This is a genomic window from Flavobacterium piscis, from assembly GCF_001686925.1.
Classification (GTDB): domain Bacteria; phylum Bacteroidota; class Bacteroidia; order Flavobacteriales; family Flavobacteriaceae; genus Flavobacterium; species Flavobacterium piscis.
Genome location: NZ_LVEN01000027.1, coordinates 742,514 through 754,777 on the forward strand (window position 1 = coordinate 742,514; position 12,264 = coordinate 754,777).

Below are 12,264 nucleotides of genomic sequence, written 5' to 3' on the forward strand. Positions count from 1 at the left end.
CAAATAAGGGGGTTCAATAGTCTTGTTTAATCGTTATTATTGTTTTTTTTAACCTTAAAATTTATAATTGTAAAAAAAAACACAGAAATAACAAGAATGCTTAAAATTGTAAAGTGCGTGAATAATTAATTTTAAGCCTATATGCAAAACTTTTATAAGTATATAATCGGTAAAAAAACTGCAAAAACTATTTTGCAAAATAAATATTGAAGCAAAAGTTGCAGCAGATTTATTTACTAAAAACTAATTACATATCATTAAAATTACTGAGTAATTATTGAATTAATGCTTGCAGCCGAGCAATGGAAGAACATGTAAAAATACAGGTTCGTAAATTGAGATTTAAGCACATGCGGCCTTGCATGCAGATTTGAATTTAATCCGCATCTGCATGGACATTTTGTTTGGAAGTTAATTGACCTTTTAAAATTAATGTCAAAAGAAGTGTATTTACTTCGGGAAGGTTGCTGTAGAACACAGAGATTTTTGAACTCAATTATTATTATTAATATGTTATTACTTTAATAATTTTTTAATAATAAATCAATCAACTGTTGGTTAAAAGTATAAAAAACAGTCTCAATATATAGATAATATATTGCTCCTCAGTAGTTTTGGTAAGGTTGCTGATAAGTCTTCTCTGCATCCCGACTTGGAGTTTAATGAAAAGACAAGCGAAAGAGTTTAAGAAAAATCAACTTTTATTTTGTGACAAAAAAGGTATTAACTCAAATGATCTGATAATAATACTTTGAGTCATCCTGGTATTTAGTTATAACTTTTTTTTTCTTCCCCACCAAATTAAAAATCCAGTGATTGGCAGTGTTACTGCAAAAAGGCAAACTAAAAAAGCAAGTATTTTAGTTGGGTATCCAAAAATACTTCCCGTATGTATAGGGTAAATAAGACGGCGAACTTTATCGCCTCGGCTAAAAGATTTGTAAGGTTTTATTTTTAAAAGCTCTCCCGTATATTTATCAAAATATGCAATACTTGAAATATTCGGAATCGATTTTTCAAGGTTTAGCTTAATCACCATAATACTGTTAATGGTGTCAGATGGGATTCTGATTTGAGTGTCTCCTTTATATTTATAAATACTGTCTGTTTTTGAAAACATATTTTGGTAAAAATATGTTTTGTCAACCTTAGGATCAATTTTTGTTGGATTTTCAACTTTAGCCGAAGGCTTTTTTGCGGTTCCGTCTGCCAGTAAATAAATACCGCTTTCAAACCATTTAAAAGACCAGGTCAGTCCGGTTAGTGATATGATTAAAAGGATAGAGAAAGTGTAGCAACCGAAAGTCGAGTGAAAATCCCAATTGACTCTTTTAAAAGAAGCGCTCCATTTTACGGTTAATCTTTGCTTTAGGTTTTTTATTTTTTTTGGCCACCATAAGATAATACCCGAAATGAGCATGAAAACAAAAATTAGACAGCTGCAGCCCGTAATAAATTTTCCAACTTCCCCCAAAATTAAGTGACGATGCAGATCAAGCACAACAGAAAAAAACCTGCTTTTTTCAGAAACTCTTGCCAATATGTTTCCGGTGTAAGGATCTACAGAGAAAATCTGGTCATTTTTATCGGCATCAGGTCCGGAAACAATTACAGTTCTTTGAGGATCTTCGTACGTTTGAATACGATCTAACTGAGTGATTTTATATTTTTTCTGAATAGCATTTACATAAACATCAACGGGTAATTTTTTTGTTCCGATAGTTGAAACCTGATAAAATTCAGGATTGATAAAAGCATCAATTTCATCTTCAAAAACTAAAATACTTCCGGTAAGTGCCACAATAAACACAATAAGCCCGGACGAAAGTCCGAGCCATAAATGTAAAAAGCCAATATTTTTTTTAAATGTTTTATTCATATAAATAAATACCAAAGAAGAGTTTCTGATAACTTGACTTTCTTAAAAGGAGTAACCAAGAGTTAAAAGCCAGTTGGAAGGCGCCCCGGGAAACAATCGAATATAATCATAACCACCAACCCAGTAGGTTTTATTCAATATGTTATTGGCATTTACCTGGATTTTAAATTTATTAATGCTGTAATACAATGCCGCATTAAATAAAGTATAGCCAGGAAGTGTCTGCTGGTCAGTTTGGCTAAGTGTACGTGTGGTTGCAAAATTGCTTCCAAAACCAAGTCCAAAATCTTTCAAAGCTCCTTCAGTAAAATTATAACGTGTCCATAAATTACCCTGCTGGCGTGGAGTATTTGGTTTTTGTCTTCCAATTTCAGATTCAATCGGGCTTTCAGAAATTGCAGCTTCATTATAAGAATAAGCGGCAGAGATACTCCAGTTTCGTGTAATATTTCCGTTCACATCAATTTCAATACCTTTCGATTCTTCTTCACCTACAGCACGCATTAAATCAGGATTTGTAGTATCGTTTGCCGGATATAAAGTGTTTTTCTGCTTAATTTTGAAAAGGGCAACCGTTACAAAAAGTCTCTCTTTAAACCACGAAGATTTTCCTCCAAACTCAATCATATTACTTTCTAACGGATTAAAAGGTCCTCCCGCATTTGGGTTTGATAAAGAAGAAGCCGTTTGTGGGTTATATCCTTTTACGTAAGTTCCGTACAAATTAATGTTTGGATTAACGGTATATGTAAGTCCAAAACGGGGTAAAAACGAATGCTGTTTTACTTTGTTTTCATTTGTCTTTTTGTAGTTTTCCTTATCGCTGTATTCGTCGTAACGCAACCCAATTAAAGCCTGAAATGCACCAAACTTAATATGGTCCTGAAGATAAACTCCGTATAAAGAATAAAAAGTAGGATCAAAAGGACGGGCTGCATAAAAATACTTACTCATGTCTTTTAACTGCTGTGACCCAGACGGATTTGTCAGGTCAAAATGCGCCACGTTTGGCACCGGATTGCCTTTAGAATCCAATAAATAATTGGCTTTATTAGCTGGGTTGTAGGTTGCAATCGATCCTGTATTTGCAGCATTTCTATATCCTGTAGCCTGCAATTGTGAACCTCCGGCAGGAACTTCCTCCTGTGCATAATCGTAACCTAAAATCAGGTTATGTTCTAATGCTCCGGTTTTGGCTTCGTATTTAAAAAAGGTCGAAAGATTATCGATATAGCGTTTACGTTTTCGCATAAAAACCTGCATTTCTATAGAAGTAGGAATCGTAGTCCCGTCACCAGCCGATGCATATTTATTGGCACCACGATGTTCCAAAAGATCTTCTGTATAACCGGTACGAATGTAAGATCCTGAAAAGGACAAACGATCTGTAAACTGATGATTTAAGGAAGTCGTGACAATGTATGTTTCTTCATTTAAATAATCGTTGGTAGAATTTAATGAATTGGATATTTTGGTAGAGTATAAAGTATTTTCATAAGTTGATTGTCCACGATCCAATATACTTTTTGAACTTGTATAAATCAGATCAAAATTGACACTGGTTTTATCATTTGGAAGAAAAGACAGGGAAGGAGCAAGGACAATATTTTTATCGAATTGTAAATCCCTAAAAGAATTTGCATTTTCGTAGCCTAAGTTCAATCGGTATAAAAGCGATTTATCCTCAGTCAATGGCCCTGTAAAATCGGCTAAAGCTCTTAAAGTATTAAAACTTCCTGTAGAAAAACTCACGCTGTTTGCAGCCTGATCCAAAGGTTTTTTGGTCACTCTGTTGATGACTCCTCCGGGAGAAGCGTTTCCAAACAAAGCAGATGAAGGCCCTTTCAAAACTTCAACACGTTCCAGATAATTGGCAAGTGGCTGTTTCCAGAATCCTGTAGAGGTTCGCATACCATTCAGTAACTGGGTGTTGCTTCCTCCGTTTATTCTAAAACCTCTGATAGAAATATCATCATAAAAAGTAAACTGGCTCACCCCGCTGAAATTTTTCACCACTTCGCCTACGCGGATAGCACCCTGATCGGCAATTAACTCTTTGGTAGCATACGAAACGGCCTGTGGTAAATCTTTTAAAGCAATTTCTGTTTTGGCTCCGATAAAAGATTTCGTGTTTTTATATGATTTCTCTTTACGGCCGGTAATTTCTACAGTCTGCAGCGTATTTACGTTTTCCTGTAAAACTATCGAAACTTCAAGGTTTTCATTTTCATGAAGTTCAACTGTTTTTTCCTGAACAGAAAATCCCATCGAAGAAAAAGATAAAGTATAATTTCCTGGTGTCAGATTATTGATTTCAAAATTTCCTTTGTCGTCAGAACTGGTATTTTTTTTAAGGCTTTTAATTGAGACAGAAGCAAAGGAAACAGCTTCATTATTTTCGGAAACAATCTTTCCTGTAATTTTGGCATTTTGTGCCAGGCCAATATTAAAAACGGCAAGCAGCATTAAGGAGAATGTAAACTTCATGGCGGTTATTTATTTTTGAGACTGCAAATCTAGATTTATTTAGATTAATTACAAATAATAAATAAAAAAAATAGTCTGAATTATTTATAATTTATCTGTGAGGTCTCTATAATTGAAGTTTGGATTCTAAGTGTGGTGCTGTCGCATCTGGGAATAACTTTTATTTTTGAATTTTAAATCCATTTAAAAATGAATACGAAAGGGCATTGCTATCCGAAGTATATTATATTGCAGGCAGTATATTTCAAGCTTAGGTTTACATTTATATAGACCAGTTGAAAGGTTTGGTAATACAGTTGATTTCTTATTACCATCTACTTTTTAAGAAAGAAGCTGCAATCGCAGATTATTTTTATTATTGGTACTTTCTGGATTTCAAGATTTCAATTTTACTTCGTGTATTTTACCTGTTTTTTTTCTAATTCCCCAAATATTATTTCGATATACTTTTGATGAAGAAATTAAAAGAAAAATTAATAACAAGAATCAGGTTGGTTAAATAACAAATTATTTTGTCAGCGTATTTGGCAATTCTATACTTAAAAAAGAAGCTAATTTCCCCAATGTAAAAAGGAATTAACTAATAATAAGAAAAATGGAATTAACTAACGACCAAAAAATTCTGGATGCCATTGTTAAAAAAGCCTGGGAAGATCCAACTTTTAAAAGCAATTTGATAACTAGTCCCGTCGCGACAATAGAAAGTTTTTTAGGACACCCAATTCATTTGCCCGAAGGTAAAAATATTGCATTTGTTGATCAGACAGATTCGTCGACAATTTTCATCAACATTCCTGCTGAAGTCAATATGGAAGATGTAGAATTGAATGAAGAACAGCTTGATCTAGTTGCTGGTGGAGATGGAGATATAACCCCGCCTATCATTATTAAGCCTACCAATCTTTCTGGTAATCTCTTTTAATAAAATTAACCTATTGGCAATTTTAAAAATTAAAAAACGTACCTATTCCAGAGTTGAATATGTACGTTTTGATATTTATTAAAACATACATATTCATGAAAAGAAACATAAATATTGTTTTCTCTGTATTTCTATTATTTAATGGAATGCTGTTTTTTGGTCAATCAAAAACGAAGCAAGAGATCGTGATAAATAGTAAGAATGCCGATTCCATTCTTAATTTAGGTATGAAAAGTCAGGATGCAGGCAACTATCCAAAATCATTACTGTATTTCGATAAAAGTTTAGTCTTTTATAAGTCTTTGGGTAAAAGTCGAAAAGTGGGTGATTGTTATAGTTATAAAGCGGTAACTTATTATTATCAAGGAGATTATTCAAATGCTTTGTTCTTTTTTAAGAAAAGTACCGAGGAATATAAAAAAACAAAATATAAAAAAGGAATCTCTTCGATATTAAATAATATAGGAGGTGTTTATTATTACTTAGGAAATTATCTTAATGCCTTAAACTACTACAAACAAGCTATTATTATTCAGCAAGAACTAAACGATACAAAAATGATTGCGGCAACTTCGCAAAATATTGGCGGAATCTATTCGCAGGTTGAAGACTACCCAAATGCATTAAAATACTATAATAAATCGTATTCCATTTATAAAAACAGTACGGATGTAAAAGCCATATCTCAAAACTTAAATGCTTCAGGAATCGTTTATATAAAATTACATAATTACGATAAAGCTCAGAAAAATCTGAACCAGGCACTAGTGAATGCAGGTAAAATCAATGACAAACAATTAAAAATTGAAGTATTATCCAGTTTAGGAGAATTGTTTTTTAAACAATCAAATTTTGAGAGAGCACTATATTACTATAACCTGTCACTTAAATATGCTACTGAAATTAATAGTTTACAATATATAAGTATCGCAGAAGTTGCCCTTGGAAAAATACTAAACAAATTAAATCAAAACAAAGAAGCAATTGCTAAATGCTTAAAAGGATATAAGAATGCCGAAAAAATAGGCGCAATGTCAGTTGAAAAAGAGGCTTGTGAGTGTTTGTATAATGCTTATAAGGTTGCCCAAAACGACAAATTGGCGCTTTATTTTTATGAAAAATCAAATAACTTCAAAGACAGCTTAAAATCTGGAGAAACTTCTAATAAAATGATGATTATGGAGTTTCAGCATCAACAATTACTGGATAGCATATCTCATGTAAGGAAAGATCATGTTGTTGAATCCAAGCATAAAGAAGAAGTACAAAAAAAGGAAAAGCAACAAAATATTATTATTATCTCTTTGTGTTTTATTGTTCTCATAGCTTTAGGATTATGGAATAGATTAAACTACACGCGAAAATCTAAAATAGCGCTGAAAATAGAAAAAGACCTTTCTGATGAACTTTTACTCAATATTTTGCCGGAAGAAATAGCACAAGAACTAAAACAAAAGGGTTTTGTGAATGCCCGTGACTTTAATTTAGTTTCTATACTTTTTTCAGATTTTAAATCCTTTACTCAAACCGCTGAGAAAATGTCTCCTAAAAATTTAGTTGAAGAAATAAATGCCTGTTTCAAAGCTTTTGATTTGATCACCGAAAAATACAATATAGAGAAAATCAAAACAATTGGAGACTCTTATATGGCTGCGGGAGGAATACCCAAACCAGATCAACAATCTTTGACAAATATTGTATTGGCAGGATTAGAAATGCAGGATTTTATGGCTCAAAGAAAAATTAAGAATGATGCCAGTAATAATCCGGCTTTTGAGATGCGATTAGGTATTCATGCAGGACCAATTGTAGCGGGTATTGTAGGGATAAAGAAATTTCAATATGATGTATGGGGTGATACTGTAAATACCGCCAGCAGGATTGAAAGCAACGGTATCGTAGGTAAAGTGAACATCAGTGAATCGCTTTATAATCTTATAAAAAGTGAAGAATGCTTTCGTTTTGAATATCGAGGAAGTATTCAGGCAAAGGGCAAGGGAGAACTCAAGATGTATTTTGTAGAAAAGGAGATTAATTTTTAAGTTCCTTTTTGTCAGTCTATTTGGCAAATTTATAGAAAACCCCCGCTTTATCTTTATGATTAAGAAAACTTAGTCTGCTTTAAAATTTGAGACTTTGTATGTAAAAAAACAGACAATAAAAGTTTTTAAAAAAAACACTTTTCAATTTAACAAAAAAACATTCAAATATGAGAACAACAACTTTAGAATATGAAAAAATAGAGGAATTTTTGTATTTAATTCCTTCTTTCCCAAAATCTATAGAAAGATCTTTCTTTGAAGAAGACGAAATGAAATTGTTTGAAGCTCTCCACGAAAAGGAATTAAAAGAAATATGTGGAGTGAATAAAGAAGATAGTGCAAGGATTGATAATATTCGTAAGGAATTGACTGAGATTGTAAAGGAATTGTTATCTAAAACTACGGGTTTAGATAATTCTTTTAAAAAATATTTAGCAATAGAGCAAGAAATTGAAAATTCCTTTTTAGGGAATCAATATATATATGTAAAACAGCGAACATTAACTGTTAAGGCACTGTATTATCACAAAACTGAAAATTTTGACAAAGCACTTCTTTTTACATTGGAAGCTACTGCTCTAATCGAATATTTAATAAAACAGGGGATATATACTTTATGCACAAGATGCTTTGAACAAAATAAAAATATATCGAGAATATATTTTGCAAGTAATCAAATGAAATTAGGTAATAAAACAGCAAAAAGTTTAATGCTTTATTTGTTTAACGGAGAATACAACGAAGGTTTGTTTGGAAATATCTTTAAAAACAATTTCTACTGGAGTAAAAATCCTTATGTAAGAGAGTATTTTGCTCATGAAGCCTTTATAAGTATTGTAGAAAGTACCGTTAAGTCTAATTTGAATAATCATTTTGATTTTTTGCCAAATGAATGGAACATAGATTTGAATTTTGGAATCGACAATCCTGACAGACAAATAATTTACGATTGGATTTCTGTAAATAAGCATTTAAAAAATGGCCATTATGAGGAATACTTTGATTTATTAATTTCCTTTTTTCAGCAAGCCTATAATAAACATTATGATATTCTAAAAATAGCTTTACTGATTGATTTAACAAAACTTGTCATTAAGCTAAATTTTGAAAATAAGGAATTGTTTACCGAAAAAATAAATGACTTTTTTTATCATAAAATAATTTCTAATAAGGGCTTATATAATACGTGGATTTCGAACCAATATCTCTATAATCAAGCCAGGTTTTCAATAGAGAAAAGTTTCTTCTAAAATATTTAATAAAAATCAATTTTGTCAGTTTTGGAGTATTATCTGGCAAATTTACACATAAAAGTAGTTTTATCTTTACATTATAGAAATCAAATACTATGGAAGACAGAAAGCAGCAAGTTATACAAAAGGTCATTTCTAAAGCTTGGGAAGACATCAAATTTAGAAAAGAATTATTGGTGAATCCTGTAGAAGCAATAGAAAAACTAACAGGTGTTAAGATAGTTTTGCCGGAGGGAAAAGAGTTGGTTGTTGTTGACCAAACAGATAGATCTAAAGTATATGTAAATCTGCCTGCAGAACCAGAAATAGAGAATCTGGAACTTACAGAAGACCAGCTGGAAGCAATTGCAGGAGGCGAGCAAATGATGTGGAAGAATTTAACAGATTCTTTATTTTCTACACTCAAAAATTGTATCAGGTTTTAAAGAATAATTTTTTTAAAAGACTGTGCGGAAATGCAATTTTTTAAAATTGATAAACCTGAAAGCATACAAATTAAGTATAAACATTAACCTTAAATATAAACCTTAAAATTTAAAATCATGAGTAAAATTCAATTAACAGACGATTCAAAAGTAAAAGTTAGAGAAGTTATCCTTAAATCTCTTAATGATGCTTCTTTTAAAGAAAGATTGGTAAAAAACCCTAAAGCAGCAATCGCAGAGCTTTATCCTGATCTTATCGAAAGAGAAACAAGAAACATAGTTGTATTTGATCAAACGGATAAAAATACAATTTATGTAAATGTATCTGCAACGCAATATGTTTTGCTTGATGGAGATTCAGATGCAATCGAATTAACTCAGGAAGATTTAAATTTAGTAGCTGGTGGAAAAGAGGCAGCGCTAGCTGTAGAAAGTTGTTACTTTTTATCTTGCTAAACAAAGAGTTAGTATAAAAAAATTATCAATTTTAAGAAATTGTGCTGAATACAATTTTTTAAAATTGATAAACCCAAAAACAATGTACGAGTAGCGACATTAAAAATTAAATATAAATATTAAAATATTAAAATCATGAGTAAAATTCAATTAACAGACGATTCAAAAGTAAAAGTTAGAGAAGTTATCCTTAAATCTCTTAATGATGCTTCTTTTAAAGAAAGATTAGTAAAAAATCCTAAAGCAGCAATTGCAGAGCTTTACCCTGATCTTATCGAAAGAGAAACAAGAAACATAGTTGTTTTTGATCAAACGGATAAAAATACAATTTATGTAAATGTATCTGCAACGCAATATGTTTTGCTTGATGGAGATTCAGATGCAATCGAATTAACTCAGGAAGATTTAAATTTAGTAGCTGGTGGAAAAGAGGCAGCGCTAGCTGTAGAAAGTTGTTACTTTTTATCTTGCTAAACAAAGAGTTAGTATAAAAGAATCATCAATTTTAAGAAATTGTGCTGAACGTAATTTTTTAAAATTGATAAACCCAAAAACTATGTACGACTAGGTACATTAAAAATTAAATATAAACCTTAAAATATTAAAATCATGAGTAAAATTCAATTAACAGACGATTCAAAAGTAAAAGTTAGAGAAGTTATCCTTAAATCTCTTAATGATGCTTCTTTTAAAGAAAGATTGGTAAAAAATCCTAAAGCAGCAATTGCAGAGCTTTACCCAGAACTTATCGAAAGAGAAACAAGAAACATAGTTGTTTTTGATCAAACGGATAAGAATACAATTTATGTAAATGTATCTGCAACACAATATGTTTTGCTTGATGGAGATTCAGATGCAATCGAATTAACTCAGGAAGATTTAAATTTGGTTGCTGGTGGAAAAGAAGCAGCGCTAGCTGTAGAAAGTTGTTACTTTTTGTCTTGCTAAAATAAAGAGTTAGTATAAAACTTGTTTTCAAGTAATAAAAAGAGGCTGTTTGAAAACTCAAAACAGCCTCTTTTTCTGTTAGTTGTAAATTTAAGGCGTTAAAACATTGAAATTGAGCTTTGATTAAATATAAGATAAAAAATATGAATATAATAGACACACCTTTCCAGGTTCAGGAAAAAACCAATTCGGCTATTTGCTCCTTATATGAAAAAAGTATAATAGATCTATTATCTATTAGCATTGCAAACAATAAAGATTTAATTTTTGAAGATTTTTTTGAGGATTTAAAAAATAATGACTGGAAAAACCTGGGTCAGCTATTTCCGGTTTTAGGCGAGATTTTACCACTCCAAAAAAATAATATTCAGAAATTGTATGAAAAAATATTACATTCCTATAAAAATGATTCTGCTGAGTTGTTTAATAATGGTTTGATTAAACACAATGATGAAGAAATTCAAGACATTAAACTTGGCGAAGGTGATTTTCATAATGGTGCATCAACAGCTATAATTGATTTTGAAAATGGTAACTTAGTTTATAAACCAACAAATGGAGCCATTTCATTTCCTTTTTTTCAACTATTAGATTGGTTAAATGATTCTTTTTCTTTGGGTAATTATAAGTATAACATCTTAAATAAAAACCAATACCACTGGCAAGAATTCGTAATAGAAAAAGCTTGTAATACAGAAGAAGAAATTAAAAGATATTATGAGAGAGCCGGATATTTATCCTGTGTTTTGTATGTATTAAACGCCACTGATTTTCATGCAGAAAATCTTATTGCTAATGGAGATTCACTAGTATTTATTGATCATGAAACCATAATACAGCCAATGATTAATGATAGTCTCACAAAATATTTTGGTACATCTGACCTGGATAAATATAGTGATTTAGATCAATTAGGAGATTCGCTGCTTATGTCGGGTTTGTTACCCAGCAAGGATGAAAATTCCTCTTCTTGTGTAATGTGTGGTCTGGGATACTCCAAAAAAACATATGGTTTTTATTATAAAAGAACCGGAGTCAATTCATATACTAAAGACTGGAAGATGGTAAATAAGGAAATGAAAGAGGAGTATATTAAAAAAAATATTCCGACTTTAAATGGGGAGAAGGTTTTTATTGATAAGTATTTACAGGAATTCCTTATGGGGTTCGAGGAATGTTATACCCTTTTATTAAAGCAAAAGTCCTTTCTATTATCTAAAGAATCTCCAATACAAAAATTCCATAATCAACCTATAAGACATATCTGGCGGCCTACGAATGCTTATGGACGCATTTTGAGATTGATGAGCTTACCGCAAAATTTAAAAAATAAGGAACTTTATAAACAAAAAATAGAAGATTATTTTTCAATTGCTTTCAAAAACGTGCCTCTCGACTCTAATTTGCGTTTTATCTACAAACACGAAACAGCACAAATGATGAGAGGTGACATTCCTTATTTTGAGGTAAATTCATCTTCCAGAGATTTACATACAGAGTTTGGAGTAATTAAAGATTACTTTGAACTTAGTGCAGTAGAAAATATAGAAAGAAAACTAAACAAACTTTCATTAGAAGATTTAGAATTTCAAAAAAATATAATTTTAGAAAGTCTTACCTGGAGCTACTAATTAAAAATAAACAAATAAGCTGCAACCTCAAATGTTCCCATGCTAAAAGCAAGGTACATTTGAGGTTTTGCCGTTTAAATCTTCTCACGAAAGTTAAAGCCTTATTCTGATTCAGAAAGCCCGCTAAAACGCCATTATAAAACATTTTCTTATTACTGATACTGATAAAACGATACCGCTTTTTGGTATTTAGCAATTCAATGTTGGATTAAAAAATGACA

Annotated in this window: 10 protein-coding genes; 8 read left to right on the forward strand and 2 right to left on the reverse strand. The window is 31.2% G+C overall.

Annotation, left to right across the window (positions count from 1 at the left end; genetic code table 11):
- Positions 1-772 precede the first annotated feature (772 nt).
- Positions 773-1,879, reverse strand: coding sequence for a PepSY-associated TM helix domain-containing protein (locus tag FLP_RS13575; protein ID WP_065450020.1), 1,107 nt, complete (start codon positions 1,877-1,879; stop codon positions 773-775).
- Between the two features lie 42 nt (positions 1,880-1,921).
- The gene (locus FLP_RS13580) at positions 1,922-4,366 is read right to left on the reverse strand and encodes a TonB-dependent receptor (protein ID WP_065450021.1); all 2,445 of its coding nucleotides are present in this window, start codon (positions 4,364-4,366) and stop codon (positions 1,922-1,924) included.
- Positions 4,367-4,961: 595 nt separating this feature from the next.
- On the opposite strand from FLP_RS13580, the gene FLP_RS13585 reads away from it, so the two are divergent.
- The 8 genes from FLP_RS13585 (at position 4,962) to lanM (ending at position 12,043) form a co-directional block, all read left to right on the forward strand.
- A complete protein-coding gene (locus tag FLP_RS13585) occupies positions 4,962-5,288 on the forward strand; it encodes a hypothetical protein (protein ID WP_065450022.1) in 327 nt (108 codons plus the stop codon).
- A gap of 95 nt (positions 5,289-5,383) precedes the next feature.
- Complete coding sequence (locus FLP_RS13590) at positions 5,384-7,330, forward strand: adenylate/guanylate cyclase domain-containing protein (RefSeq protein ID WP_065450023.1); 1,947 nt, start codon at positions 5,384-5,386, stop codon at positions 7,328-7,330.
- A gap of 167 nt (positions 7,331-7,497) precedes the next feature.
- Entirely contained in the window at positions 7,498-8,580 is a 1,083-nt protein-coding gene (locus FLP_RS13595; protein WP_065450024.1) for a hypothetical protein, read from the forward strand.
- Positions 8,581-8,678: 98 nt separating this feature from the next.
- The gene (locus FLP_RS13600; RefSeq protein ID WP_065450025.1) at positions 8,679-9,008 is read left to right on the forward strand and encodes an NHLP leader peptide family RiPP precursor; all 330 of its coding nucleotides are present in this window, start codon (positions 8,679-8,681) and stop codon (positions 9,006-9,008) included.
- 117 nt (positions 9,009-9,125) lie between these two features.
- Complete coding sequence (locus tag FLP_RS13605) at positions 9,126-9,464, forward strand: hypothetical protein (protein WP_065450026.1); 339 nt, start codon at positions 9,126-9,128, stop codon at positions 9,462-9,464.
- Positions 9,465-9,599: 135 nt separating this feature from the next.
- Positions 9,600-9,938, forward strand: a complete 339-nt coding sequence (locus FLP_RS13610) for a hypothetical protein (RefSeq protein ID WP_065450026.1) — start codon at positions 9,600-9,602, stop codon at positions 9,936-9,938.
- A 135-nt stretch (positions 9,939-10,073) separates the two neighbouring features.
- On the forward strand, positions 10,074-10,412 hold the full coding sequence (locus FLP_RS13615) for a hypothetical protein (protein ID WP_065450027.1): 339 nt from the start codon (positions 10,074-10,076) through the stop codon (positions 10,410-10,412).
- A 143-nt stretch (positions 10,413-10,555) separates the two neighbouring features.
- Positions 10,556-12,043 (forward strand): type 2 lanthipeptide synthetase LanM, encoded by a 1,488-nt coding sequence (lanM, locus tag FLP_RS13620; protein WP_065450028.1) that lies wholly within the window; start codon positions 10,556-10,558, stop codon positions 12,041-12,043.
- Positions 12,044-12,264 lie beyond the last annotated feature (221 nt).

Coding starts and splice junctions, on each gene's coding strand:
- lanM (WP_065450028.1), top strand. CDS start 10,556: ATGAATATAATAGACACACCTTTCCAGGTTCAGGAAAAAACCAATTCG.
- FLP_RS13595 (WP_065450024.1), top strand. CDS start 7,498: ATGAGAACAACAACTTTAGAATATGAAAAAATAGAGGAATTTTTGTAT.
- FLP_RS13600 (WP_065450025.1), top strand. CDS start 8,679: ATGGAAGACAGAAAGCAGCAAGTTATACAAAAGGTCATTTCTAAAGCT.
- FLP_RS13615 (WP_065450027.1), top strand. CDS start 10,074: ATGAGTAAAATTCAATTAACAGACGATTCAAAAGTAAAAGTTAGAGAA.
- FLP_RS13575 (WP_065450020.1), bottom strand. CDS start 1,879: ATGAATAAAACATTTAAAAAAAATATTGGCTTTTTACATTTATGGCTC.
- FLP_RS13585 (WP_065450022.1), top strand. CDS start 4,962: ATGGAATTAACTAACGACCAAAAAATTCTGGATGCCATTGTTAAAAAA.
- FLP_RS13590 (WP_065450023.1), top strand. CDS start 5,384: ATGAAAAGAAACATAAATATTGTTTTCTCTGTATTTCTATTATTTAAT.
- FLP_RS13580 (WP_065450021.1), bottom strand. CDS start 4,366: ATGAAGTTTACATTCTCCTTAATGCTGCTTGCCGTTTTTAATATTGGC.
- FLP_RS13610 (WP_065450026.1), top strand. CDS start 9,600: ATGAGTAAAATTCAATTAACAGACGATTCAAAAGTAAAAGTTAGAGAA.
- FLP_RS13605 (WP_065450026.1), top strand. CDS start 9,126: ATGAGTAAAATTCAATTAACAGACGATTCAAAAGTAAAAGTTAGAGAA.